This window comes from Streptomyces sp. NPDC001599 (assembly GCF_042893535.1).
Lineage (GTDB): Bacteria > Actinomycetota > Actinomycetes > Streptomycetales > Streptomycetaceae > Streptomyces.
On sequence record NZ_JBIAVA010000001.1, the window covers coordinates 729248 to 754775 of the forward strand.

16 protein-coding genes and 3 pseudogenes are annotated in these 25528 nt (G+C 73.6%); 9 read left to right on the forward strand and 10 right to left on the reverse strand.

The features are described from left to right. Positions 1-44: 44 nt before the first annotated feature. From ACFYZ3_RS03330 to ACFYZ3_RS03355, 6 genes and pseudogenes are all read right to left on the reverse strand, one after another. Entirely contained in the window at positions 45-869 is an 825-nt protein-coding gene (locus ACFYZ3_RS03330) for an HpcH/HpaI aldolase/citrate lyase family protein (protein ID WP_388513669.1), read from the reverse strand. Further along, a complete protein-coding gene (locus ACFYZ3_RS03335; protein WP_388513671.1) occupies positions 866-2080 on the reverse strand; it encodes a CaiB/BaiF CoA transferase family protein in 1215 nt (404 codons plus the stop codon). Before ACFYZ3_RS03335 ends, ACFYZ3_RS03330 begins: the two co-directional genes overlap by 4 nt. Further along, positions 2038-3441, reverse strand: a complete 1404-nt coding sequence (locus ACFYZ3_RS03340) for an ADP-ribosylglycohydrolase family protein (RefSeq protein ID WP_388513673.1) — start codon at positions 3439-3441, stop codon at positions 2038-2040. Before ACFYZ3_RS03340 ends, ACFYZ3_RS03335 begins: the two co-directional genes overlap by 43 nt. Continuing rightward, positions 3429-4607, reverse strand: a complete 1179-nt coding sequence (locus tag ACFYZ3_RS03345) for an ADP-ribosylglycohydrolase family protein (protein ID WP_388513674.1) — start codon at positions 4605-4607, stop codon at positions 3429-3431. The genes ACFYZ3_RS03340 and ACFYZ3_RS03345 overlap by 13 nt, the downstream gene beginning before the upstream one ends. Beyond that, positions 4604-5881 (reverse strand): ADP-ribosylglycohydrolase family protein, encoded by a 1278-nt coding sequence (locus tag ACFYZ3_RS03350; protein WP_388513675.1) that lies wholly within the window; start codon positions 5879-5881, stop codon positions 4604-4606. Before ACFYZ3_RS03350 ends, ACFYZ3_RS03345 begins: the two co-directional genes overlap by 4 nt. Before the next feature lie 485 nt (positions 5882-6366). Next, positions 6367-7350: pseudogene (locus ACFYZ3_RS03355) on the reverse strand (ADP-ribosylglycohydrolase family protein); the annotation flags it as partial. Between the two features lie 234 nt (positions 7351-7584). On the opposite strand from ACFYZ3_RS03355, the gene ACFYZ3_RS03360 reads away from it, so the two are divergent. The 3 genes from ACFYZ3_RS03360 (at position 7585) to ACFYZ3_RS03370 (ending at position 14758) form a co-directional block, all read left to right on the forward strand. Continuing rightward, positions 7585-8316, forward strand: a complete 732-nt coding sequence (locus ACFYZ3_RS03360; protein WP_388513677.1) for a VIT1/CCC1 transporter family protein — start codon at positions 7585-7587, stop codon at positions 8314-8316. Between the two features lie 384 nt (positions 8317-8700). After that, positions 8701-13302: a glutamate synthase large subunit gene (gltB, locus tag ACFYZ3_RS03365; RefSeq protein WP_388513679.1), complete on the forward strand. Its 4602-nt coding sequence runs from the start codon at positions 8701-8703 to the stop codon at positions 13300-13302. Then, on the forward strand, positions 13295-14758 hold the full coding sequence (locus ACFYZ3_RS03370) for a glutamate synthase subunit beta (RefSeq protein ID WP_388513680.1): 1464 nt from the start codon (positions 13295-13297) through the stop codon (positions 14756-14758). The genes gltB and ACFYZ3_RS03370 overlap by 8 nt, the downstream gene beginning before the upstream one ends. 183 nt (positions 14759-14941) lie before the next feature. Here ACFYZ3_RS03370 and ACFYZ3_RS03375 read toward each other — a convergent pair whose 3' ends face one another. Further along, positions 14942-15862: a chitosanase gene (locus ACFYZ3_RS03375; RefSeq protein WP_388513681.1), complete on the reverse strand. Its 921-nt coding sequence runs from the start codon at positions 15860-15862 to the stop codon at positions 14942-14944. A 14-nt stretch (positions 15863-15876) separates the two neighbouring features. Then, a complete protein-coding gene (locus tag ACFYZ3_RS03380; RefSeq protein WP_388513682.1) occupies positions 15877-16812 on the reverse strand; it encodes a rhomboid family intramembrane serine protease in 936 nt (311 codons plus the stop codon). 156 nt (positions 16813-16968) lie between these two features. Between ACFYZ3_RS03380 and ACFYZ3_RS03385 the strand changes: the two genes are divergently transcribed. After that, positions 16969-17694: a vWA domain-containing protein gene (locus tag ACFYZ3_RS03385; RefSeq protein ID WP_388513683.1), complete on the forward strand. Its 726-nt coding sequence runs from the start codon at positions 16969-16971 to the stop codon at positions 17692-17694. Between the two features lie 19 nt (positions 17695-17713). Here ACFYZ3_RS03385 and ACFYZ3_RS03390 read toward each other — a convergent pair whose 3' ends face one another. Both ACFYZ3_RS03390 and ACFYZ3_RS03395 read right to left on the reverse strand, forming a co-directional pair. After that, positions 17714-18343: an SIMPL domain-containing protein gene (locus ACFYZ3_RS03390; protein ID WP_388513684.1), complete on the reverse strand. Its 630-nt coding sequence runs from the start codon at positions 18341-18343 to the stop codon at positions 17714-17716. Positions 18344-18383: 40 nt separating this feature from the next. After that, a complete protein-coding gene (locus ACFYZ3_RS03395; protein ID WP_388513685.1) occupies positions 18384-19283 on the reverse strand; it encodes a hypothetical protein in 900 nt (299 codons plus the stop codon). Positions 19284-19417: 134 nt separating this feature from the next. Here ACFYZ3_RS03395 and ACFYZ3_RS03400 point away from each other — a divergent pair, with 134 nt between their 5' ends. The 5 genes and pseudogenes from ACFYZ3_RS03400 to ACFYZ3_RS03420 all read left to right on the forward strand — a co-directional run bounded on the left by ACFYZ3_RS03400 (position 19418) and on the right by ACFYZ3_RS03420 (position 25524). Beyond that, entirely contained in the window at positions 19418-19768 is a 351-nt protein-coding gene (locus tag ACFYZ3_RS03400; protein ID WP_388513687.1) for a chorismate mutase, read from the forward strand. A 143-nt stretch (positions 19769-19911) separates the two neighbouring features. After that, positions 19912-22410, forward strand: coding sequence for an aminopeptidase N (pepN, locus tag ACFYZ3_RS03405; RefSeq protein ID WP_388513688.1), 2499 nt, complete (start codon positions 19912-19914; stop codon positions 22408-22410). 171 nt (positions 22411-22581) lie between these two features. After that, positions 22582-23538, forward strand: a pseudogene (locus tag ACFYZ3_RS03410) (pyridoxal phosphate-dependent decarboxylase family protein); the annotation flags it as partial. 187 nt (positions 23539-23725) lie between these two features. Continuing rightward, positions 23726-24115, forward strand: a pseudogene (locus ACFYZ3_RS03415) (aspartate aminotransferase family protein); the annotation flags it as partial. Then, positions 24112-25524, forward strand: a complete 1413-nt coding sequence (locus tag ACFYZ3_RS03420; protein WP_388513983.1) for a lysine N(6)-hydroxylase/L-ornithine N(5)-oxygenase family protein — start codon at positions 24112-24114, stop codon at positions 25522-25524. The pseudogene ACFYZ3_RS03415 and the gene ACFYZ3_RS03420, both read left to right, overlap by 4 nt. The last annotated feature ends 4 nt before the right edge of the window (positions 25525-25528 follow it).

A 25528-nucleotide genomic window follows, 5' to 3' on the forward strand; every position in this document is an offset into this window, starting at 1 on the left:
CGCCCGGGACTCCCCGGGCGCCCTCGGCGTATGCCGGGCCGGGCTCAGGACAGGGTGGGCCGCCGGGCCAGCGACAGCGTCCGCCGGGCCGTGGCCACCACCGCCGCGTCGATGAACCGGCCGTCCGGCAGCGCCTGCGCACCCGGCTGGACCGTGGCCGCCTTGAGAATCGTCTCCGCCTCCTCCAGCTCCCGCTCGGTGGGGAGATAGGCCCGCTCGATGATCGGCAGCTGGCGCGGGTGGATCGCGGCCCGCCCCAGGAAGCCCAGGGCGCGGCCGTGGGCACAGGACGCCGCCAGACCCTCCAGGTCCCGGGTGTCCGGATGCACCGTCTGGGACGGCGGCGCAAGGCCGGCCGCCCGCGCGGCCACGACCACGCGCGAGCGCGACCAGTCCAGGCCCGCGTCCCCGCGCACGCCCAGATCGGCACGGAGGTCCGCCTCACCGAGGGCGATCCCGCGCAGCGCCGGATGGGCCGCGGCGATCCGGTACGCCCGCTCCACCCCCAGGGCCGTCTCCAGCAGGGCGTACAGCGGCGGTCCGCAGGTCAGCGCGGCGACGCCGGTCACCTGCTCCGGCGACGTCACCTTGGGCAGCCGCAGCCCCGACAGACCCGGCAGCGCGGCCAGCGCCGCCAGGTCCCCGGCGGCGAGCGGACCGTCCAGGGCGTTGACGCGGACGTGCACCGGCACCGGCTGCGGCTCGGCGAGCAGCTCGGCCGTGGCGTCACGGGCGTACTCCTTGCGGTCGGCGGCGACCGCGTCCTCCAGGTCGACGACCACCACGTCGGCACCGGCGGCCAACGCCTTGGCGACCACCGGGGGCCGGTCACCCGGCACGTAGAGCCAGGTCAGCGGGGGTGCGGTCATACGACGCCCTCCTCACGCAGCTCCTTGACGTCCGCCGGGGTGAGCCCCAGCCCGGTCAGCACCTCCTCGGTGTCGGCGCCGTGCGGGCGGCCCGCCCAGCGGATCGCGCCCGGGGTGGCGGAGAGCCGGAAGAGGACGTTCTGCATGCGCAGCGGGCCCAGCTCGGGATCGTCGACCGTGGTGACGGTGTCCAGGGCCCGGTACTGCGGATCGGTCATCACGTCCCGCACGTCCTGGACCGGCGCGACGGCCGCCTCGGCCTTCTCGAACGCGGCGAGCACGTCCGCGCGGGAGTGCCGGGCGATCCAGTCCCCGACCGCCGCGTCCAGCACGTCGGCGTGCCGGGCCCGGTCGGCGCCCGTCGTGAACCAGGGCTCGTCGATCAGCTCCGGGCGGCCCACCAGCCGCATCACCCGCTCGGCGACCGACTGGGCCGAGGTGGAGACGGCGACCCAGGTGCCGTCGGCGGTGCGGTAGGTGTTGCGCGGGGCGTTGTTCTGCGAGCGGTTGCCGGTGCGCGGCTGGACGTGGCCGAGCTGGTCGTACCAGAGGGGCTGCGGGCCCAGCACGGTCAGGATCGGCTCGATGATCGCCATGTCGACGACCTGGCCCTCGCCGGTGCGCTCCCGGGCGGCCAGCGCCGTCATCACGGCGTACGCCGTCGCCAGCGCCGCGATGGAGTCGGCGAGGCCGAACGGCGGCAGCGTCGGCGGGGCGTCGGGCTCGCCGGTCATCGCGGCGAAACCGCTCATGGCCTCGGCGAGGGTGCCGAAGCCGGGGCGGCGCGCGTAGGGTCCGAACTGGCCGAAGCCGGTGACCCGGGTCAGGACCAGGCGCGGGTTGACGGCGGACAGCTCGTCCCAGCCCAGGTCCCACTTCTCCAGCGTGCCCGGCCGGAAGTTCTCGACGACCACGTCGGCGGTGGCGGCGAGACGGAGCAGGGTGGTGCGCCCGGCGGGTTTCGACAGATCCAGGGTGATCGTGCGCTTGTTGCGGCCCAGCAGCTTCCACCACAGCCCCACACCGTCCTTCGAGGGACCGTGTCCCCGGGAGGGGTCGGGCCGGGTGGGGTGCTCGACCTTGATCACCTCGGCGCCGAAGTCGCCGAGCATGGTGGCGGCGAGCGGCCCCGCGAAGAGCGTGGCGAGATCGAGGACGCGCAGGCCGGTCAGGGGAGGGGAGACGGGGCGAGGGGCGGCGGGCTCGGGCATGGGCGGGTGGCCTCCCGGTGGGTGAGGTGGGCGAGGGCGTCGAAGCCGGTGCCGTCGAAGTCGCCGACGGAGGTGGCGAGGCGGTTCTTCAGCGGGGCCGTCCAGTGCACGGGCAGCGCGGCGGGGGAACCGGCGAGCAGTCCGGCGACGCCGCCCACGGTGGCGCCGTTGGAGTCGGTGTCCCAGCCGCCGGAGACGACCCGCGAGACCGAGCCGGTGAAGTCGCCGTCCGCGTGGGTGAGCGCGGCGGCGATCAGGGCGGTGTTGGGGACCGCGTGCACCCAGTGGTGGGCCGGGGAGTGGACGGCGTGGAGCCGGTCCACGACCGTGTCGAAGTCGTCGTGCGCGCCCGCGAGCCGTACGGCGTGCCGGACGGCCACGGCGAGGCGGGAACCCGGGGGTACGACCGCGAGTCCGGCGCGCAGACAGGCGTGGACGTCCGGAGCGCCGGCGGGGGCGGCGGTGGCGACGACGGCCGCCGCGAACATGGCCGCGTGGACACCGTTGGCGGTGTGGCTGAGGATCGCGTCGCGGTGCGCCTGCCCGGCGGCGGCGCCCGGGTCGCCCGGGTTGGTCCAGCCGTGCACGTCGGCGCGGATCAGGGCGCCGATCCACTCGCGGAAGGGGTTGCGGTGGCGGGCGGTGTGCGGGGGTTCGAGGCCGGTGAGGAGGTTGCGGAGGGCGACGCGTTCGGCGGTGAAGGTGCGGCCGGGCGGGAGTTCGTCGAGCCAGAGGCGGGCCACGTCGTCGGTGGTGAAGGCCCTGCCGTGGCGCCGCAGGAGCAGGAGACCGAGCAGCGGGTAGTTGAGGTCGTCGTCCTCCGGCATGCCGTCGATGTTCTCGGCGAGGGAGGTCGGCGCGGAGCGGCGGTTCCAGGGGTACGTGGCGAGCAGGTCGCGGGGGACGCCCCGGGCGGTGAAGTACGCGGTCGGGGGCCAGTTGCCGGCGGCCCGGCCGAGCAGCCGGATGCCGGTGAGGGGAAGCTTCTCGACGGGTTTTCCGAGAAGGCAGCCGACGGCGCGGCCGAGCCAGGCGGCCTCCAGCCGGCCGGGCGGCACACGGGCTCCGGGGTGCGGGGCGGGCCAGTCGGGGCACAGTGCCCTGATCCGGCCGAGTTCCGTCGGCTCGGCCTCCGCCAGCGGACTGGGCAGGCCGGCCAGTTCGTCCAGGAGGTCTTCCGCCAGGCGGCGGAGGCGGGGGGAGGCGGGCCCCGGCGAGGCGCCCGCCCGGGCCGGTGCCCCGCCGCCGCCCGCCGCCCGCCAGCGGGCCGCGACCGCCGACGCGTCGCGGCCGTCCAGCCGTGCCTGGCGCAGCTCGTGGCCGATCAGGTCCTCCGGCTGGACCCAGGTCACTCGGAGCATCCGACGCCCCCGATCGCGGCGAACGCCTCCTCGTGGGCCCGGCGGCGCCGTACGTCACGCGCGAAGACCTCCCGCGCGACCGCGGTGAGCACCGCCGCCGGTTCCCACAGGTCCAGGCGGCTGGCCTCCGCGACGGTCTTGGCCCAGTCCTCCGGGACCGGCGATCCCAGCGCCCCGGCGAGCGCGCCCGCCATGGTGGCGGTGGAGTCGCAGTCGCGGCCGTAGTTGACCGCGCCGAGCACCGCGTGCCGGAAGTCGCCGCCGGCGACGAGCAGCATGCCGAGGGCGACGGGCAGTTCCTCGATCGCGTGCAGGCGCGAGGGGCGGCGGGCGCCGAGCGAGGGGGCGCGGTAGTCGGGGCCCACCGTGTCGTACGGGGCCACCGCCGCCCGCAGCGGTGCCAGCGCCGACTCGAAGTCCGAGTGGCGTGCGGCCACCTCGCACACGGCCTCGATCGCGGCCCGGGTGCCGTCCTTGGCCAGGGACAGACAGGCGGCGACCACCGAGTCCGGGGTCGCGCCGGGCGCGCAGGCCGCGGCCACCGCCGCCGCGAAGACACCGGCCGCCTCCCGGCCGTACGACGACTGGTGCGCGCCCGCGACGTCCAGCGCCTCGGTGTAGGCGGCCGCGGGACGGGCCGCGTTGACCAGGCCGACCGGGGCCATGTACATCGCGGCACCGCAGTTGACGATGTTGCCGGTACCCGCCTCGCGCGGGTCCACGTGTCCGTAGTGGATCCGTGCGACCAGCCACTTCTCGGCCAGGAAGACGCGCTGGAGCGGGAGCGCCTCGGCCTCCAGTTCCGGGATCCAGCGCGGGTTCGTGATCAGGTCCGGGACCAGGTGTTCGGCGACGGCGTAGGCGTCGAGATGGTCGCGGACCGTGCCGTAGACCCGGACCAGCGCGTGCGTCATCAGGGTGTCGTCGGTGACGTGGCCGTCGCCCTTGTGGTACGGGGCGACGGGGCGGGCGGTGCGCCAGGCGTCGCCGTTCCAGGGGCCGACGACGCCGTGCACGCGGCCGCCGTGGCGTTCGACGATCTGCTCGGGGGAGTAGCCCTCGACGGGACCGCCGAGCGCGTCGCCGACGGCCGCGCCGACGAGCGCGCCGGTGACGCGCTCGTCGAGGGATGCGGTGGTGCTGTGGTCCGGGGTCAGGGGGGTCATGGCGTGGTGCCTCGTCCTTCCGGTCGGGACGGTTGCGTGGCGTGCAGGAGACCGGCGAGTTCGACCAGGTCGGTGCCGGTGAGCCGGGGCAGTACGCAGCCGGGCAGGGTGCGGCAGGCGTCCCGCCAGGAGGCGGGGATCGACGCGCCGCCGCCGAGCGCGCCGGTGAGGGCGCCGGCCAGCGCGGGTGCGGAGTCCGCGACCCGGGACAGACAGGCCGCCGCCGGGACCGCCTCCGCGAGGCTGCCCCGGGCGGCGACGGTCAGGGCGAGGGCGACCGGGACGGTCTCGGCGGCGGCGATGCCGTAGCTGTAGACGTGGTCGACGATGCGGTGCTCCAGGAGCGGGACCAGGGCGAAGGTGCTCTCGGCGGCCGCCGCGAGGGCCAGGGCCTGGCGGGCGTTGCGGCCGATCTCCGTCGCCTCGGGGAGTTCGGCGAGCGCGGCCGCCACGCAGGCGTCCACGTCGGCGCCGTCGAGGGTGCGGGCCAGCGCCGCCGCCATGGCCCGCGCGCCGTGCACGCCGTCGCCGTCCTGGGTGTAGCGGGCGTCGAACTCGGCGAGGTCGGCGGCGAGGCGCGGGGCGCCGGGGTGGGCGACGGCGAGGACGCAGGCCCGCACGCAGGCGGCGTCGTCGAAGTAGTGCGGGTTGTCGTGGCCGGTGGCGGGGGGACGCAGCCCGGCGGCGAGGTTGCCGAGCCCGGCCCGCACCGAGATGCGGGCGCGCAGCGGCAGCACCGCGGACTCGGCCTCCGGGGCGCGCTCCGTGGCGGCGGCGACCTCGCTGGCGACGGCGTTCCAGGTCAGGTCAATCGCGGCGCGCATCCGGCGGTCCCGGCTGAGGTCGCCGAGCATGCTGTCGTCGCCTGCCCGCAGAAGGGCCTCCGCGGCGAACGCCGCCCACTCGGCGTCGTCCGAGGGGCCGAGGCGCAGCGGCTCCGGGGGCTGGTTCAGGGCGATCGGGACGGGGAGGGTGGTGGTCGCGTTCTGTTCGGCGAAGGTGTCCAGCTCGCGGGTGAGCCGCCGCGTCCACTCCGGCATGCGGGCGGCCCGGTGCCGGGCGGCGGGCCAGCCGGCGGCGTCTCCCGCGGCGAGCCCGAGGAGGAGCCCCTCGACACGGTCGGAGAGCGGCACCGCACGGGACGCCGCGGCCGTCCCCGGCTCGGTCCCCGGCCGGTGCCCGCTCCCACTGGACCCGCTTGCCACCGGAACCCCGGGCCCTTCGACGTACGCCGTGGTGCCCGTCGCCCCGACCGCACCACGAGCCCGGCTCACGGCTCCACCTCGGCGGCCGCGTGGGCGTCCGGGACGGGTGAGTGTGCGGCCGGGCCGGCCGGCGGCCGCCGGCCGCCGGTGTCGGGGTCGGTGTCCGTGTCGGCGGGCGGCCCGCCCGGGACGGGGCGTGCGGCCGTCCCGGAACCCCGCGTCACCCGCACCGGCGCATGGGCCGCCTCCGCCGCCTGCCCCGGTGCTCGCCCGGCGGCTCCCGGCACCCACGGCGCACCGCCCGGCACCTGGGCCGCGCCCGGCGGTACGCGTCCCGTGTTCCGGTGTGCTCGTTCCGCGTCCGGCGGTGCCGGTGCCTGTGCCGTGGCCGTGGCCGTGTTCGACGGCGTTGGCACCGCGGACGGTGGCAGGGCTTCCGTGCCCGGCCGTACCCGGTCCGGGTCGGACGGCAACCGCCCCGGGCACCGGGCGAACCGCTCCGGGGCCGCCTGCGCCCGCTCCGAGTCCGGCGGAGCCGGTCGGGCCGCCCGGGTGAGCAGGTCCGCCACCTCCAGTACGTGGTGTCCGGCCATCGTCGGCAGGCAGGAGCCGCGGGCCGGGCCGATGGCGGCGGCCCAGTCGGCCGGGATGGCGTGGACGCCCCGGGTCGCGCCGGCCAGGGCGCCGGCCACCGCGGCGGTGGTGTCGGCGTCGCGGCCCATGTTGACGGCTGTCAGCACGGCGTCCGTGAAGTCGCCGTCGGCCGCCGCGTACGCGCCGAAGGCGAGGGCGACCGCCTCGGGGGCCAGGTCGGTCCACGGGTAGCCGCCGATGACCACCGCGGAACGCACCGCGCGTTCGCCGCGGTGGGCCGCCGTCAGCGCGCGGCGCAGACAGCGCGCCGTCCAGGAGTCGTCAGGGACGACGGCCAGGGCGGAGGCCACCACCGCGACGGTCGACGCCCCGGCCATCGCCGCCGCGACACCCGCCGCCACCGCCTGGCCGCCGTAGATGCCCTCGCCCTCGTGGCTGACCGAGCCGTCGATCGCCGCCAGCCGGGCCGCCTCGGCGGGACGCCCGGCCGCGAACACGCCGTGCGGCGCGGCCCGCATGGCCAGTCCGTCGCTCCAGGCGTGCCGGTGCTGGGCGGAGATCGGGGCGGCCAGACCACGGCGCAGGTTCTCCAGGGTGCCGCGTTCGCTGAAGCCCGCGCCCCGGAACGGGCCCTCCTCCCGGTCCGCGATCCACTCGTGCCACGCCGCCTCCACGTGGGCCTGGGTGAGCGCGCTGCCGTGGCGGGCCAGCAGCAGGCCCGAGAAGATCGCGTACTCCGTGTCGTCGGTACCGGCGGGCCGGTCGGCCACGTACCCCGTGATGCGGCCCCAGCGGGCGCGGATCTCGGAGGGCTTCATGTTCTCGGCCGGCGCTCCGAGGGCGTCCCCGACGGCCAGTCCGAGCAGTGCGCCCCGGGCCCGGTAGCGGAGCCCGACGGCGTCCTCGGTCGCGGGGGCCGGGGGAATGCAGGCGGTGGATGCCATGCGGCCTCTCCTCTCCCTCCGCACATCTGTCCCCGGTGCGGTGCGCACCGCAGCCGAACCGGGGCCCGTGTCACCCGGTCGACATATGAGCGGCCAAGATCACGGATGAGTGAGAAGAGGTAAAACCGCAGGTAAGCCCAGCCTTTCCTTGCTGGCGGGACGGAAATGATGGGCGTAGATTTGTTGTCGTTAAAAAGTGGAACGAGTCCAAACTAGCTTCCTGGGGGAACCCGCATGGCCATCATCGAGACCGAGGCGGCGCTGCACGAGGCGCACCGCGACAACCACACCCACCGCGACGTGAACGGCGGCTGGCTGCGCCCCGCCGTCTTCGGCGCGATGGACGGACTGGTCTCCAACCTCGCCCTCATGACCGGTGTCGCCGGCGGCACGGCGAGCCAGCAGACCGTGGTGATCAGCGGGCTCGCCGGACTGGCCGCCGGCGCCTTCTCCATGGCCGCGGGCGAGTACACCTCCGTCGCCTCCCAGCGTGAGCTGGTCGAGGCCGAGCTGGACGTGGAGCGCCGCGAGCTGCGCAAGCACCCGGCGGACGAGGAGGCCGAGCTGGCCGCGCTCTACGAGGCGCGCGGCGTCGAGCCGGAGCTCGCCCGCGAGGTGGCCCGCCAGCTGTCCAGCGACCCCGAGCAGGCGCTGGAGATACACGCCCGCGAGGAGCTGGGCATCGACCCCTCCGACCTGCCCTCGCCGACGGTCGCGGCCGTGTCCTCGTTCGGGTCCTTCGCGCTGGGCGCCATGCTCCCCGTCCTGCCGTTCCTGCTCGGCGCCAGTGCGCTGTGGCCCGCGGTGCTGCTCGCGCTGGCCGGACTGTTCCTGTGCGGCGCGGTGGTCGCCAAGGTCACGGCCCGCAGCTGGTGGTACAGCGGCCTGCGGCAGCTCGCCCTCGGCGGCGCGGCGGCCGGTGTGACGTATCTCCTGGGCAGCCTGTTCGGAACGGCCGTAGGATAGTCCGGCTCGAACTTATGCGACGGGCCGCATAAGTAGCCGTTACTCGCTGGTTTCGAGTGCGTAATCTCCGGGCATGAGCCGTAAGCGCTGCGGGCAATGAGGCCTGCCGTGCACGCGCGGAGTGGGCGACGACGCCCCTTCCGCTCCCTCGGACCGACGGACACCGATCTGTTCGCCCCGGTCTCCATAGCCTCCACCGCAGGTGCGGAACCCCCACCGCACCCCGCCGGTGTCCGCATGCTGGAACGGATTGTCCCGTTTACCGAGAACCAATCCATCATGTAACCTGCACCAAATTTTTCAGCCACTGATGCACCCACCGCAGAGGGCCAACGTCGTCCCTCGGCACTTGCCACATGCCAGATGACGACGACGGGAGAGCCGATGCGTACGCCGCGCCAGCCGTCCCAGCACTCCGAGAGTGGCCAGAACTGGTCCTTCATGGATGCTCGCCCTGCCGCGCAGGGTATGTACGACCCCCGCAACGAACACGACGCGTGCGGCGTCGGTTTCGTCGCCACCCTCACCGGCGAGGCGTCCCACACCCTGGTCGACCAGGCGCTCACCGTGCTGCGCAACCTGGAACACCGCGGCGCCACCGGCTCCGAGCCCGACTCGGGCGACGGCGCCGGCATCCTCTCCCAGGTGCCCGACGCGTTCTTCCGCGAGGTGGCCGGATTCGAGCTGCCGGAGGCCGGGGCGTACGCCGTAGGCATCGCCTTCCTGCCGGTCGACGGCACCGAGGACGCCGTCTCGCGCATCGAGACGATCGCCCACGAGGAGGGCCTCACCGTCCTCGGCTGGCGCGAGGTCCCGGTCGCCCCGCAGATGCTGGGCGCCACCGCCCGCTCCACCATGCCGGTCTTCCGCCAGATCTTCGTGAGCGACGGCGCCTCGCGGGGCATCGCCCTGGACCGCCACGCCTTCGCGCTGCGCAAGCGCGCCGAGCGCGAGGCCGGTGTCTACTTCCCGTCGCTGTCCGCGCGGACCATCGTCTACAAGGGCATGCTGACCACCGGCCAGCTGGAGCCGTTCTTCCCGGACCTGTCCGACCGCCGCTTCGCCTCCGCGATCGCGCTCGTGCACTCCCGGTTCTCCACCAACACCTTCCCGTCCTGGCCGCTCGCCCACCCGTACCGCTTCGTCGCGCACAACGGCGAGATCAACACGGTCAAGGGCAACCGCAACTGGATGCGCGCCCGCGAGTCCCAGCTGGCCTCGAACCTGTTCGGCTCGTCCGCGGACCTGGAGCGGATCTTCCCGATCTGTACGCCGGACGCCTCGGACTCCGCCTCCTTCGACGAGGTCCTGGAACTGCTCCACCTCGGTGGGCGCTCACTGCCGCACTCCGTGCTGATGATGATCCCGGAGGCGTGGGAGAACCACGCCTCCATGGACGCGGACCGGCGCGCCTTCTACCAGTTCCACTCCACGATGATGGAGCCCTGGGACGGTCCCGCCTGCGTCACCTTCACCGACGGCACCCAGGTCGGCGCGGTCCTCGACCGCAACGGTCTGCGCCCCGGCCGCTACTGGGTCACCGACGACGGCCTCGTCGTCCTCGGCTCCGAGGTCGGCGTCCTCGACATCGACCCCGCCAAGGTCGTCCGCAAGGGCCGCCTCCAGCCCGGCCGCATGTTCCTGGTGGACACCGCCGAGCACCGCATCATCGAGGACGACGAGATCAAGGCCCAGCTCGCCGGCGAGCAGCCGTACGGCGAGTGGATGGAGGCCGGCGAGATCGAGCTGTCCGACCTGCCCGAGCGCGAGCACATCGTGCACACCCACGCCTCGGTCACCCGCCGCCAGCAGACCTTCGGGTACACCGAGGAGGAGCTGCGCGTCATCCTCGCGCCGATGGCCAAGGCGGGTGCCGAGCCGATCGGCTCCATGGGCACCGACTCGCCGATCGCCGCGCTCTCCGAGCGCCCCCGGCTGCTCTTCGACTACTTCACCCAGCTCTTCGCCCAGGTCACCAACCCGCCCCTGGACGCCATCCGCGAGGAACTGGTCACCTCGCTGCGCTCCTCGCTCGGCCCCCAGGGCAACCTGCTGGACCCGACGGCCGCCTCGTGCCGCAGCGTCCTGCTGCCCTTCCCGGTGATCGACAACGACGAGCTGGCCAAGCTCATCCACATCAACGCCGACGGCGACATGCCCGGCTTCAAGGCCGCGACCCTCTCCGGCCTCTACCGGGTGCACGGCGGCGGCGACGCGCTGGCCGCGCGCATCGAGGAGATCTGCGCCGAGGCCGACGCCGCCATCGAGAACGGCGCCCGGCTGATTGTCCTGTCCGACCGCCACTCGGACGCCGAGCACGCGCCGATCCCCTCGCTGCTGCTCACCGCGGCCGTCCACCACCACCTCATCGGCACCAAGCAGCGCACCCAGGTGGGCCTGCTGGTCGAGGCCGGCGACGTCCGCGAGGTCCACCACGTCGCCCTGCTCATCGGCTTCGGCGCCGCCGCGGTCAACCCGTACCTCGCGATGGAGTCCGTCGAGGACCTGGTCCGGGCCGGCACCTTCCTCCAGACCGACGACGGCGAGCCCGAGCAGGCCATCCGCAACCTGATCTACGCCCTCGGCAAGGGCGTCCTCAAGGTCATGTCCAAGATGGGCATCTCCACCGTCGCCTCCTACCGCGGCGCCCAGGTCTTCGAGGCCGTCGGCCTGGACGAGGAGTTCGTCGCCAAGTACTTCAACGGCACCGCCACCAAGATCGGCGGCGTCGGCATCGACGTCGTCGCCAAGGAGGTCGCCGCCCGCCACGCCAAGGCGTACCCGGCCAGCGGCATCGCGCCGGCCCACCGCACCCTGGACATCGGCGGCGAGTACCAGTGGCGCCGCGAGGGCGAGCCGCACCTGTTCGACCCCGAGACGGTCTTCCGCCTCCAGCACTCCACGCGCTCCGGCACGTACGAGATCTTCAAGAAGTACACCGAGCGCGTGAACGAGCAGTCCGAGCGGCTGATGACGCTGCGCGGCCTGTTCGGCTTCAGGTCGGACCGGCAGCCGATTCCGCTCGACGAGGTCGAGCCCGTCTCCGAGATCGTCAAGCGCTTCTCCACCGGCGCCATGTCGTACGGCTCCATCTCGCAGGAGGCGCACGAGACCCTCGCCATCGCCATGAACCAGCTGGGCGGCAAGTCCAACACCGGTGAGGGCGGCGAGGACCCGGAGCGCCTGTACGACCCGGCGCGACGGTCCAGCATCAAGCAGGTCGCCTCCGGCCGCTTCGGCGTCACCTCCGAGTACCTGGTCAACGCCGACGACATCCAGATCAAGATGGCCCAGGGCGCCAAGCCCGGCGAGGGCGGCCAGCTGCCCGGCCACAAGGTGTACCCCTGGGTCGCCAAGACCCGGCACTCCACCCCCGGTGTCGGCCTGATCTCCCCGCCGCCGCACCACGACATCTACTCCATCGAGGACCTGGCCCAGCTGATCCACGACCTGAAGAACGCCAACCCCCAGGCGCGGATTCACGTCAAGCTGGTCTCCGAGGTCGGCGTCGGCACCGTCGCGGCGGGCGTGTCCAAGGCCCACGCGGACGTGGTGCTCATCTCCGGCCACGACGGCGGCACCGGCGCCTCCCCGCTCACGTCGCTCAAGCACGCGGGCGGCCCCTGGGAGCTGGGCCTCGCCGAGACCCAGCAGACCCTGCTGCTCAACGGCCTGCGCGACCGCATCGTCGTCCAGACCGACGGCCAGCTCAAGACCGGCCGCGACGTCGTCATCGCCGCGCTGCTCGGCGCCGAGGAGTTCGGTTTCGCCACCGCTCCGCTCGTCGTCTCCGGCTGCGTCATGATGCGCGTCTGCCACCTGGACACCTGCCCGGTCGGCATCGCCACCCAGAACCCGGTCCTCAGGGAGCGGTTCTCCGGGAAGGCCGAGTACATCGTCAACTTCTTCCGGTTCATCGCCGAAGAGGTCCGCGAGATCCTCGCCGAGCTGGGCTTCCGCTCCATCGAGGAGGCCGTCGGCCACGCCGAGACCCTCGACGTGACCCGCGCGGTCGACCACTGGAAGGCGCAGGGCCTGAACCTGGAGCCGCTGTTCCACGTGCCCGCGCTGGCCGAGGGCGCGGTGCGCCACCAGGCCGTCGGCCAGGACCACGGCCTGGAGAAGGCGCTCGACAACCAGCTGATCAAGCTCGCCTCCGACGCGCTGGCCGCCGCGGACGCCGGCCAGGCCGCCCCGGTGCGCGCCCAGGTCGCCATCCGCAACATCAACCGCACGGTCGGCACCATGCTCGGCCACGAGGTCACCAAGAAGTTCGGCGGCGGCGGGCTGCCCGACGACACCGTGGACATCACCTTCACCGGTTCCGCAGGGCAGTCCTTCGGCGCCTTCGTGCCGCGCGGCATCACCCTGCGCCTGGAGGGCGACGCCAACGACTACGTCGGCAAGGGCCTGTCCGGCGGCCGGATCGTCGTCCGCCCCGACCGGGGCGCCGACCACCTCGCCGAGTACTCCACCATCGCCGGCAACACCATCGGCTACGGCGCCACCGGCGGCGAGATGTTCCTGCGCGGCAAGGTCGGCGAGCGCTTCTGCGTCCGCAACTCCGGCGCGCTGGTCGTCTCCGAGGGCGTCGGCGACCACGGCTGCGAGTACATGACCGGCGGCCACGCGGTCGTCCTCGGCGAGACCGGGCGCAACTTCGCGGCCGGCATGTCCGGCGGCATCGCCTACGTCGTCGACCTCGACCGCGACAACGTCAACGTCGGAAACCTCGACGCGGTCCGGGCCCTGGACGACGCCGACCGGGAGTGGCTGCACGACGTGGTGCGCCGCCACGCGGAGGAGACCGGATCCACGGTCGCCCAGAAGCTGCTCGCCGACTGGACCGTCGCCGTGGAGCGCTTCAGCAAGATCATCCCCAGCACGTACCAGGCAGTGCTCGCCGCCAAGGACGCCGCCGAGCGAGCCGGTCTCTCCGAGACCGAGACCACCGAGAAGATGATGGAGGCGGCGACCAATGGCTGATCCCAAGGGCTTTCTGAACCACGGACGCGAGGTCGCCAGGACCCGCCCCGTCGACGAGCGCGTCAAGGACTGGAACGAGGTCTACGTCCCCGGCTCCCTGCTGCCGATCATCAGCAAGCAGGCCAGCCGGTGCATGGACTGCGGCATCCCGTTCTGCCACAACGGCTGCCCGCTCGGGAACCTGATCCCCGAGTGGAACGACTACGCCTACCGCGAGGACTGGTCGGCGGCGTCCGAGCGCCTGCACGCCACCAACAACTTCCCGGAGTTCACCGGCCGCCTGTGCCCGGCCCCGTGCGAGTCGGCGTGCGTGCTCGGCATCAACCAGCCGCCGGTCACCATCAAGAACGTCGAGGTCTCCATCATCGACAAGGCGTGGGAGACCGGGGACGTCGCCCCGCGCATCCCCGAGCGCCTGTCCGGCAAGACCGTCGCCGTCATCGGCTCGGGCCCGGCGGGCCTGGCCGCCGCCCAGCAGCTCACCCGGGCCGGTCACACCGTCGCCGTCTACGAGCGCGCGGACCGCGTCGGAGGCCTCCTCCGGTACGGCATCCCCGAGTTCAAGATGGAGAAGCGGCACATCAACCGGCGCATAGAGCAGATGCGCGCCGAGGGCACCCGCTTCCGCACCGGCGTCGAGATCGGCCGCGACCTCAAGGCGACCGACCTGAAGAAGCGCTACGACGCCGTCGTCATCGCCGCCGGCTCCACCACCGCCCGCGACCTGCCGGTCCCCGGCCGCGAGCTGAACGGCATCCACCAGGCGATGGAGTACCTGCCGCTGGCCAACAAGGTCCAGGAGGGCGACTACGTGGCGCCCCCGATCACGGCCGAGGGCAAGCACGTCGTCGTCATCGGCGGCGGCGACACCGGCGCCGACTGCGTGGGCACCGCCCACCGCCAGGGCGCGGCCTCCGTCACCCAGCTGGAGATCATGCCCCGGCCGGGCGAGGAGCGGGACGCGGTGCGCCAGCCGTGGCCGACCTTCCCGATGCTGTACAAGGTCACCAGCGCCCACGAGGAGGGCGGCGAGCGGGTCTACGCCGTCTCCACGACCCACTTCGAGGGCGACGAGGACGGCAACGTCCAGTGGCTGCACATGAGCGAGGTCGAGTTCGTCGACGGGAAGCTCACGTCGAAGCCGGGCACCGAGCGGAAGATCCCGGCCCAGCTGGTCACCCTCGCCATGGGCTTCACCGGCACCGACAAGGAGAACGGTCTCGTCGACCAGTTCGGCCTGGAGCTCGACGCACGGGGTAACATCGCCCGGGACGCCGACTTCCAGACCAATGTGCCGGGTGTGTTCGTCGCCGGTGACGCCGGCCGCGGCCAGTCGCTCATCGTCTGGGCGATCGCCGAGGGCCGCTCGGCCGCGCGCGGCGCCGACCGCTTCCTGACCGGGGCCAGCGAACTGCCGGCCCCGATCCGCCCGACCGACCGCGCCCTCGCGGTCTGACGGACGGGACAACCGCCCCGACGGACGGGACAACCGCCCCGACGGACGGGACAACCGCCCCGACGGGCGGACAACCGTCCTGACGGGCGGAACAACCGAAGAACGTCCCGCACAAAGGCGTGCGGAACACTGATGGCGCCTGCCCCGTCCCCGACCGGACCAAGGGCAGGCGCTGTCGCATGCTCAGGGCACCCGGTAGGTGTCCCCGTACATCTCCCACACCAGCGGCGTGGCCAGCTTCAGGTTCCCGGCCGTCAGGAACCGGCGCTGGGCCGTGTCGACGCGGGAGGTGTCGATGCCCGGGCGCTTGGCCCGCATGGCCTGCTTCCGGACGTCCAGGAAGGTGTCCAGGTAGGCCTTCTCGGAGCCGCCCTGCCCCGGTGTTTTCGCCTCGGCCATGGCCCGCTCGCGCAGCCCGTAGAAGCCCTCGGCGTCGGTGTCGGGGCCGTGGAAGACCATCGCGTCGTAGTAGACGAACTGGCCGAGCGTGCCCAGACCGTCCAGCTTGGCCAGGCGCACCGCCGGTTCGAAGTAGACCCGGTCGCGCTCCTCCTCCTGGGCCTCGCGGAACGCCGGGACCTCGGCCTCCGCCTTCCAGGCCGCCGTGAAGCCCGGATCCAGGCCCTCGTGCGAGTCGCTGCCGTCCACCTCGCGCAGGGCGGGCAGGTACGTCGCCAGGCCGTTGTCCGGGTGGGCCTCGGTGTAGCGCTCGACCAGCATGAGCAGGTCGTGGGTGCCGGTGCAGAAACCGATGATGCCCGCGGTGTACCCGTCGCCGTCCCCGACGTCCTCGATGCTGCCGTAGGCGGTGCGCCACTTCGTGGTCGAGTTCTCGGCGCTGGACACCAGCTGCTGGGCCAGCTCCTTCTTGGCCGGGGCCGCGAGCCCCGGCGGCAGGTCCGCGATGAGCGCGTCGTCCGCCTCCCGCTCCTTCTCGGCCCGGTCCTTGGCGTCGTCGCGGGTCGAGCGGGCGGTGGCCGAGGACGACGAGGAGGCGGCGGCCGCGGTGTCCGCCGGGTCCGCCGAGTCGTCCGGCACGGCGAAGTACACGCCCGCGGCGATCACGGGAAGCGCCCCGAGGAGCAGCACTCCGGCACGTTTCATTGGGGGGACACCTCTCATAGGGGAACACTTCCGCCGGTCAGTTCCGACACCTTCACCACCGCCGTCACCGCCAGCAGCACCACCAGCGCGGCACCCGCCCCGGCCTGCACCGCCACCCGGCGCCCGTCCCGGGGCGCGTAGGCGAACGCCAGGGCCAGCGCGCCGCCGACCAGCAGGCCGCCGAGATGACCCTGCCACGAGGTGAACCAGGCGGAGACCACCAGCCACAGCAGCAGCCCGGCCATGAAGCGGTTGACCCGTCCCGTGTCGGCGCCCAGCCGGCGGTGCAGCACGTAGTACGCGGCCCCCACGCCGAAGATCGCGCCCGACGCGCCGACCGAGGCCTGCCCCGGGTCGGTGAGGACCAGCTCCAGGACGGAACCGCCGAGCGCCGACAGCAGGTACAGGACGGCGAAACGGAACCGGCCGAGCATCAGCTCCACCACCCGCCCCAACTGCCACAGCACGATCATGTTCACCGTGATGTGCAGGATCCCGAACGTGCCATCGAAGGGCGACTGGTGCAGGAACGCGCCGGTGAGCATCCGCTCCCACTCGCCCCCGGCGACACCTTCGACCCGCAGGGGCCCGGAGGTCAGGAACACGCCGTCGCCGGCCAGTGGGGTGCCGTCCGGAGCGACCAGCCGCGAACCCACCATGGCGAACCGGTCCACCAGCCCCGGCCGCGCCACCTCCGCAACATACGCCAGCACGTTCAGCGCGAACAGCACGTACGTCACCACGGGCGTCACCGAGATCCGGCCCCCGACGAGGGTCCGCGCCTGCCGTACCGACCGCGCCCCCTCCTTCACGCACTCCGGACACTGGTGGCCGACGGGCGCCTCGCGCATGCAGTCGGGGCAGATGTACCGCTCGCAGCGGGTGCAGCGGACGTGGCACTCCACCGCGGGATGGCGGTAGCACGTGGTGGCGGTGGACTCGGGCTCCACGGGGGCCGGCTCCTCGGGACGGGCGGACGGTGAGCCGGTGGGGGACGGCGGCGAACAAAATAGCGAATGCCGGTGGACCGGCCGGGAGGCGGGGTGCGCCGTGCCGTACCCTCGGCACCCGTACGACGCACGGCAGGGATGACAGGGGGAGTCCGCATGGCCGCGATCAGTCTCACCAAGGTGCGGGAGACGGCGCCCGCGCTGGTCGACCTGTACAAGACCGCCGCGGTGTCGCTCACCAAGCACGGCATGGAGGGGACCCGGGCCGCGGTCTACCTCGTCGTCGACTACTCCGGCTCGATGAAGCCGTACTACAAGGACGGCAGCGTGCAGGCGCTCGCCGACCGGGTGCTGAGCCTGTCCGCCCACCTCGACGACGACGGCACCGTGCCGGTGGTGTTCTTCTCCACCGACGTCGACGCCGTCACCGAGATCGCGCTCGCCGACCACCAGGGCCGGATAGAGCGGATCGTGGCCGGTCTCGGGCACATGGGCAAGACCAGCTACCACCTGGCCATGGACGCCGTCATCGACCACTACCTGGACAGCGGCGCCCGCCACCCCGCCCTGGTCGTCTTCCAGACCGACGGCGGTCCGATCAACCGGCTCGCCGCCGAGCGCTACCTGTGCAAGGCGGCGCCGCTGCCGCTGTTCTGGCAGTTCGTCGGCTTCGGCGACCCGGACAGCCGCCAGTTCGAGTACCTGCGCAAGCTGGACGAACTGGCGGTGCCCGGCAAGCGGGTGATCGACAACGCCGGGTTCTTCCACGCGGGCCGCGACCCGCGCAAGGTGACCGACGCCGACCTGTACGACCGGCTGGTGGGCGAGTTCCCCCAGTGGCTGACGGCCGCACGCGCCCAGGGGATCGTGCGGCCCTCCTGAAGGCGCCCGAGCGCGGCGGTCAGTGCCGCAGGGAGAAGCCCAGCACGACCCGGGCGGACACCTCCACCGCGCCCGGGGCCAGCGCGCCGGGCGGGCCGCCGCCCGCGGAGGCACGGAACGCGGCGACGGGCTCCGACTCCACGTCCTGGATGTGCAGTACCGGCCCCAGCCGCGCGTCCGCCGCCTCCGCGTACACCTGGGCCTTGCGCCGGGCCGCGGCCACGGCCCTGCGCCGTGCCTCGTCGAGCAGCGCCGGCCTGTCGCGTACGTCGAACTCCACGCCGTCGATCCGGTGCGCGCCCGCGTCGACCACGTCCGCGATCAGCCGCTCGAGGTCGTCCAGCGCCCCGGTCTCCACCGAGTACGAGGCCTGGCACCGGTACCCGAGCAGTCTCCGGCCACGGGCGTGACCGTCGTACTCCGAGCTGAGGCCCAGCCGGGAGCCCGACACCGAGGCGTCCGGCACGCCGTACCCCCGCAGCACCTCCCGCAGCCGGGCCACGGCCTCCCCGGCCCGCTGGAAGGCCTGCTGCGGCGACGGTTCCAGCACGTCCACCGCCGGCCGCACCCGAGCCAGTGACGGCTCGGCCCGCACCGTGCCCGAGCCGAACACGCTGATGCCCCACGGTTCTTCGATGGCCTGTGTCATAAGGGCATTGAAGCAGCGGCCCCGCACCGCGCGCCGCGACTTACGTGTCGCACTCCAGGACCGTCCGGCACAGCCCGCACCGTGCCCGGACCCGTCCCCGCACCGGCACCCTGATCCGCTGGTGGCAGGTCGGGCAGGGGAACGACACCCGGAGCTGTCCGGGCGGCTGAGCGGTGAAGGAGTAGGGGTCGCCGGTCGCCGCCGCCCCGGCGGCGTGCGGGTCCTGCGCGTGCCGGCGGTCCCGGGCGTAGCGGCGGCGGCCCGCCCAGCCGGCCGCGGTCAGCGGCGGCTGCTGCTCGTCCCGGCGCGCCCGGGCCAGGCCCTTGCCGTACGCCGTGTAGGCCTGCGGACTCGTGAACCACACCGACGGGTCCTCGCCGAACACCAGCGCCCGCTTGGCCAGGACGTATCCGAACTCCTCCGGGGTCAGGTACCCCAGCTTCTGCGAGGTCGCCGCGTCCTCCCGGTAGGCGTCGAGGAGCAGCCAGCCGGCGCCCAGGTACGTCGTCGCCGTGTCGGTGAGGATCTCGTTGTCCCGGGTGGAGGGGAAGGACAGGTCGAGGCGGTGCAGGTAGACGTGCATCACCTCGTGCGCGAGGGCCGCGCCGATGTCCCGGCGATGGGTGCGGAAGCGGTCGTTCAGCTCGATGAAGTACTCCGGGCCCGCCGTGAGTTCCACGTTCGCCGCGTGGGTCATCTCGCGGAAGGAGACGATCATGCGGGCATCCGGCAGCCGGTAGTGCCGCACCAGCTCGTGGGCCACCCGCTGCGCGCCCAGGTACAGGTCGTCCGTGTCGCAGAACGCCACGTCCACCGGGGCCACACTGGCCGAGAACGTCCGGACGGTGTCGTACGACAGCCGCCGGTACAGCGCCGTGACCGCCTCCCGCACCGTCTCCAGGTGCGGGAACCCGTGCTCGACCGGTCCGCCGTTCGCCACGTCCGACCCCCAAGACGCCTGAACCCTGCCTCCTGAACCCTGCCCCCACTGTACGAGCAGTACGAGGACCGTACGGCGTTCAGCGCCTGAGACGGTCTGCGACGGCCGGGCCGCCGCCCGTAGGGTGTGCGCCCATGACCACCAGCAACACCGGTACCGGTGCCGTCGAACCCGCCGTCCGCGAGGAGCTGGCCCGGCTGCGGGACAGCATCGACAACATCGACGCGGCCGTCGTCCACATGCTCGCCGAGCGCTTCAAGTGCACCCAGCAGGTCGGCCACCTCAAGGCCCGCCACCGGCTGCCGCCCGCCGATCCGGCCCGTGAGGCCCAGCAGATCGCCCGGCTGCGCACCCTCGCCGAGAGCGCCAAGCTCGACCCGGCGTTCGCCGAGAAGTTCCTGAACTTCATCGTCGCCGAGGTGATCCACCACCACGAGCGCATCGCGGAGAGCAACGCCGCCGGCGGCGCACCGGCCACCGACTGAGACCGGGTGCGCCCCCGCCCCCGGCGTGCTCCCCCCGGGGGCGCACGCCGGGGGAGTGCGACGGCCGGCGCGGCGGACCGGACATACGGCGCGTACCGAACCGCCTCTGTGCCCTGCCCACCGCATCAGGCAGCATGTCGTGCATGTCCGTACTGACGCGCGACGAAGCGCAGACCCGTTCCCGGCTCCTCGACGTCCACCACTACGCGATCGACCTCGATCTGACCCTTGGGGACGAGACCTTCGGCTCCCGGACCGTGATCCGGTTCACCGTCCGCGGCGACACGGACAGCACGGACACGTTCGTCGAGGTCAAGCCCGCGGAGCTGCGCGCCGTCACCCTGGACGGAGAACCCCTGGACCCGGCCGCGCTCGACGGGAACCGGCTGGCGCTGAAGAACCTCGCGCCCGGCGAGCACGAGCTGCGCGTCGACGCCGCCATGCGGTACTCCCGCACCGGCGAGGGCATGCACCGCTTCACCGACCCCAGCGACGGCGAGACCTACGTCTACACCCAGCTCTTCCTGGACGACGTCCAGCGCGTCTACGCCGCCTTCGACCAGCCCGACCTCAAGGCCGTCTTCGACCTCGCCGTGACCGCTCCCGAGGGCTGGACCGTCCTCGCCAACGGCGTCACCGAGCACACCGGCGACGGCCGCTGGAAGGCCGCCACCACCCCGCTGATCTCCACCTACCTCGTCGCCGTCGCCGCCGGGCCCTGGCACTCCGTGCGCACCGAACACCGCGGCCTGCCCTTCGGCATCCACTGCCGCCGCTCGCTCGCCCCCCACCTGGACACCGACGCCGACGAACTCCTCGACGTCACCCGCGCCTGCTTCGACCGCTACCACGAGAAGTTCGACGAGCCCTACCCCTTCGACTCCTACGACCAGGCGTTCGTCCCCGAGTTCAACGCCGGCGCCATGGAGAACCCCGGCCTGGTCACCTTCCGCGACGAGTTCGTCTTCCGGTCCGCCGTCACCGACACCCAGCGCCAGACCCGCGCCATGGTCATCGCCCACGAGATGGCCCACATGTGGTTCGGCGACCTCGTCACGCTGCGCTGGTGGGACGACATCTGGCTGAACGAGTCCTTCGCCGAGTACATGGGTTACCAGACCACCGCCGAGGCCACCCGCTTCACGGACACCTGGACCGACTTCGGCGTCACCCGCAAGGCCTGGGGCTACGACGCCGACCAGCGCCCCTCCACCCACCCCGTCGCCCCCGAGAACGTCCCGGACACCGCTTCCGCGCTGCTCAACTTCGACGGCATCTCCTACGCCAAGGGCGCCTCCGCCCTGCGCCAGCTCGTCGCCTGGCTCGGCGAGAAGGACTTCCTGGCCGGCATCAACATCCACATCGAGCGGCACAAGTTCGCCAACGCCTCCCTCGCCGACTTCATCGACTCCCTGGCCGCCGCCACCGACCGCGACGTGCACGCCTGGGCCGACGCCTGGCTGCGCACCACCGGCGTCGACGTCCTCGTCCCGAGCGTCAGCGGCGACAACGGCAGCCGCGCCCTCACCGTCCGGCGCACCGGCGAACGCCCCCACCGCATCGCCGTCGGCCTCTACGACCAGGACCCGGGGGACGAGGGCCGCCTCACCCCGCGCGAACGCCTCGACATCGACGTCCCCCAGGCCGAGCCCCGGCCCATCGGCAAGCTCCCCGCCCTGGTCGTGCTCAACGACGGCGACCTGAGCTACGCCAAGATCCGCTTCGACGCCGACTCCTTCCGGACCCTCCGCGAGAGCCTGTCCCGCCTGCCCGACCCGCTCACCCGGGCCGTCGTCTGGAACGCCCTCAGGGACGCCGTCCGGGACGGCGAACTCCCCGCCGCCACCTACCTCGACATCGCCCGCGCCCACCTCCCGCACGAGACCGACCTCGCGCTCGTCGACGGCGTCCTCGCCTTCGCCGCCGGCCAGATCGCCGACCGCTACGCCACCCCAGAGCAGCGGCCCGCCGCCCTGCACACCCTCGCCGAGCTGTGCCGCGACCTCATCCGCCGCACCGAGGACGGCGACCACCCCGGGCTGCGCCTGATCGCCGTACGGCACCGCATCGCGACGGCCGCCCACCCCGACACCATCGCCGCCTGGCTCGCCGACGGCACCGTGCCCGGCGGCCCCGAACTCGACCCCGAGCTGCGCTGGCGCATCCTCACCCGGCTCGCCGTCCTCGGCGCCACCGACGAGGCCGCCATCGCCGCCGAGCTGGCCGGCGACCCGAGCGCCACCGGCCAGGAGGGCGCCGCCCGCTGCCGCGCCGCGCTGCCGGACGCCGAGGCCAAGGCCCGCGCCTGGGAGGCCATGTTCGCCACCGACGACTTGTCCAACTACCTGTTCACCGCCACCGCCCAGGGCTTCTGGCAGCCCGAACAGACCGACCTCGTACGGGAGTACGTACCGCGCTACTACACCGAGGCCGTCGCGCTCGCCGCCCGCCGCGGCCCCGCCATGGCCGACGCCGCCGGCCGCTGGGCCTTCCCCGCCCACGCCGTCGACGCCGACACCCTGCGCCTGGGCCGGGAGTGCCTCGCCGACGCCGATCCGATCCCCGCCCTGCGCCGCAAGCTCACCGACCAGCTCGACGACCTGGCGCGCGCACTGCGGGTACGGGAGGCGAACAAGGACTGACCCGGCCACGGCCGGTCCCCCCCCCCCGCACGGCGCGGCGGGACCGGCCGCGTCCCCGGTCGAGAGCCGCCGGGATACCCCTTTCGGGTTGTGATCACTGAGCTGTCCGGGCGTACACGCCCCCGCACGTGGAAGCTGGAACCCCAGCTCCCCGTGCCCGGAGGACAGCTCATGGGCATGCCGCCCCTCGCCTCGGGCCCGCACGGCACCGACGCCCTGCGGCCCCTGCTCGACACCCTGCGCGCCGGCACGGCCGCACGCGGCGGCCCGCTGCCCGCGGGCGGCCCCGGCGCCGTCGCCGCCCGGGTGGCCGAGGCGGCCGGTGAGATCCTGCCCGGCCGGGGCGATCCCGAGGCGCTCCGCGTCCTGGTCACCGCGCTCGCCGAGGGCGCCGCAGACCCCGCCCACCCCTTGTGCGCCGCCCACCTGCACGCACCGCCGCTCGCCGTCGCGGCCGCCGCCGACCTCGCCGCGAGCGTCCTCAACCCCTCCCTCGACTCCTGGGACCAGGCGCCCGCCGCCTCCGCGCTGGAAGCCCTCGTCACCCGCGCCCTCGCCCGCGAGACCGTCGCCGCCGACGCCCTCGTCACCACCGGAGGCACCGAGTCCAACCAGCTCGCCGTCCTGCTCGCCCGCGAGCGGCACGGCGCGGGCCTGCGGCTGGTCCACGGCGCCGGTGCCCACCACTCGCTGCCCCGCGCCGCCTGGCTGCTCGGCCTGCCCGAGCCCGTCGTCGTCCCCGCCCCCGCCGGCACCCTCGACCCCGCCGCCCTGGACGAGGCCCTCACCCAGGTCCCCGGCCCGCACCTGGTCGCCGCCACCGCGGGCACCACCGACGCCGGACTCATCGACCCGCTGCCCGAGATCGCCGCCCGCTGCGCCGCCCACGGCGCCCGCCTGCACGTCGACGCCGCCTACGGCGCGGGCCTCCTCTTCAGCGACCGGCACCGCGCCCGGCTCGCGGGACTGGAGGCCGCCGACACCGTCGCCCTGGACCTGCACAAGCTCGGCTGGCAGCCGATCCCCGCCGGACTCCTCACGGTCACCGACGCCGACGACCTCACCGCCCTCCACCACCGCGCCGACTACCTCAACGCCGACGACGACACCGACGCGGGCCTGCCCGACCCAGGGCCTGCCCGGCGGATCATGCCGCAGACGCGGGGTCTGGCACGCACATCTGCGGCGTTGTCGTCGGTTGCCGACGCTCCGCGTCGACGCCCTCCTCCGCCTTGCAGCTGCACGCACCAGACCCCGCTCTCCGGCGCTGACCGGGTACTGCCGATTTCCTGCGACCTGCTCCGCCGGGCAGGCCCTCCTCGGGCGCTCCCCGCGCACCAGCCGCCGCCCCGACGTCCTGAAGACCGCCGTCACCCTCAAGACCCTGGGGCGCGCCGGACTGGGCGCCCTCGTCGACGCGGTCTGCGCGCTCGCCCAGGACTTCGCCGCGCTGGTCGAGACCCACCCCGGGTTCGAACTGCACGCCCCGCCCACCATCAGCACGGTCCTGTTCCGGCCCGCCGCGGCGGGAGACGACGCCGTGGCAGCCGTACGACGCACGCTGCTCACCACCGGCCGCGCCGTCCTCGGCCGGGCCCGCGCCGACGGCCGGCTCTGGCTCAAGGCGACCCTCCTGAACCCCCACACCCGCCCAGACGACCTCGCAGCGCTCCTGACGCTCGTGGAAGGACACGTCCCGCGATGAACACCCCGGCACACCACACCACCGACGCCCCCCGCGACCTCGTCGGCATCGGCATCGGCCCCTTCAACCTCTCCCTCGCGGCCCTCGCCGACCCCCTCACCGGCCTCGACGCCGTCTTCTACGACCAGCGCCCCGACTTCCGCTGGCACCCCGGCCTGCTCATCGACGGCGCTCGCGTCCAGGTGCCCTTCCTCGCCGACCTGGTCACCCTCGTCGACCCGGCGAGCCCCTGGACCTTCCTCAACCACCTCAGGGCCAGGGAACGCCTCTTCCCCTTCTACTTCGCCGAGCGCTTCCACATCGAGCGCGCCGAGTACGACGCCTACTGCCGCTGGGTCGCCGAGAGACTGCCCGCCCTCCACTTCCACCACCAGGTCGACGCGGTGCGCTGGAACCCCGAACGCGACCTCTTCGAGGTCGACTACACCCAACTGGACGCCGACGGGGAGGCCGAGGCCCTCGGGCGCACCCACACCAGGAACCTCGTCCTCGGCGTCGGCACCGAACCGCACGTCCCCGACCCGCTCAGACCCCTCGTCGAGGACCCCGCCGTCCCCGTCGTCCACGCCGCCGACTACCTCCGCCACCGCGACACGCTCCTGGCCGCCGGACACGTCACCGTCATCGGCACCGGCCAGTCCGGCGCGGAGGTCTTCCTCGACCTGCTCCGCCACCGTCCCGCCGGACGGGAGCGGCTGCACTGGCTCGGCCGCACCGGGGCCCTCGCGCCCATGGAGTACTCCAAGCTCGGCCTGGAGCACTTCACCCCCGACTACACCCGCTACTTCCACGGCCTGGCCGAACCGGTCCGCGACCGCCTCGTCGCCGCCCAGTGGCAGCTGCACAAGGGCATCGACGCCGACACCACCGCCGCCATCCACGACGAGCTGTACCGGCGCACCCTCGACGGCGGCTGGCCCGACACCACGCTCACCCCCGGCGTCCACGTCCGCACCGCCGGACGCCTCGCCGCCACCCAGGTCGAACTCCACCTGGAGCACGAGCAGCAGAGGACCCGCTCGCGCCTCACCACCGACGCCGTCGTCCTCGCCACCGGCCACCGCGAACGCCCCCTGGGCCGCCTCCTCGCCGGTCTCGACCCCTACATGCGGCGCGACAGCTCCGAACGCCCCCGCGTCGACGACCGCCACCGCCTCGTCCTCGACCCCTGCGTCACGGGCTCCGTCTACGTCCAGAACGCCGAGACGCACACCCACGGGGTCGGCACGCCCGACCTGGGCCTCGCCGCCTGGCGCAGCGCGACCATCCTCAACGACCTCACCGGGCGGGAGCCGTACCCGCTGCCCGCCCGTACCGCCTTCACCACCTTCGGCCTGGACGGCGGCCTGCCCCAGATCCCGTCGGCGCGCCACCACCGGGCACTCACCCCCCTGATGGACGGGATCTAGGGAT

Excerpts from the sequence above, each read along its gene's own strand:
- ACFYZ3_RS03330 (WP_388513669.1), bottom strand. The coding sequence starts at position 869 with ATGACCGCACCCCCGCTGACCTGGCTCTACGTGCCGGGTGACCGGCCC.
- ACFYZ3_RS03345 (WP_388513674.1), bottom strand. The coding sequence starts at position 4,607 with ATGACCCCCCTGACCCCGGACCACAGCACCACCGCATCCCTCGACGAG.
- ACFYZ3_RS03400 (WP_388513687.1), top strand. The coding sequence starts at position 19,418 with ATGACCACCAGCAACACCGGTACCGGTGCCGTCGAACCCGCCGTCCGC.
- ACFYZ3_RS03375 (WP_388513681.1), bottom strand. The coding sequence starts at position 15,862 with ATGAAACGTGCCGGAGTGCTGCTCCTCGGGGCGCTTCCCGTGATCGCC.
- ACFYZ3_RS03360 (WP_388513677.1), top strand. The coding sequence starts at position 7,585 with ATGGCCATCATCGAGACCGAGGCGGCGCTGCACGAGGCGCACCGCGAC.
- ACFYZ3_RS03335 (WP_388513671.1), bottom strand. The coding sequence starts at position 2,080 with ATGCCCGAGCCCGCCGCCCCTCGCCCCGTCTCCCCTCCCCTGACCGGC.
- pepN (WP_388513688.1), top strand. The coding sequence starts at position 19,912 with ATGTCCGTACTGACGCGCGACGAAGCGCAGACCCGTTCCCGGCTCCTC.
- gltB (WP_388513679.1), top strand. The coding sequence starts at position 8,701 with ATGCGTACGCCGCGCCAGCCGTCCCAGCACTCCGAGAGTGGCCAGAAC.
- ACFYZ3_RS03390 (WP_388513684.1), bottom strand. The coding sequence starts at position 18,343 with ATGACACAGGCCATCGAAGAACCGTGGGGCATCAGCGTGTTCGGCTCG.
- ACFYZ3_RS03370 (WP_388513680.1), top strand. The coding sequence starts at position 13,295 with ATGGCTGATCCCAAGGGCTTTCTGAACCACGGACGCGAGGTCGCCAGG.
- ACFYZ3_RS03385 (WP_388513683.1), top strand. The coding sequence starts at position 16,969 with ATGGCCGCGATCAGTCTCACCAAGGTGCGGGAGACGGCGCCCGCGCTG.
- ACFYZ3_RS03420 (WP_388513983.1), top strand. The coding sequence starts at position 24,112 with ATGAACACCCCGGCACACCACACCACCGACGCCCCCCGCGACCTCGTC.
- ACFYZ3_RS03340 (WP_388513673.1), bottom strand. The coding sequence starts at position 3,441 with ATGCTCCGAGTGACCTGGGTCCAGCCGGAGGACCTGATCGGCCACGAG.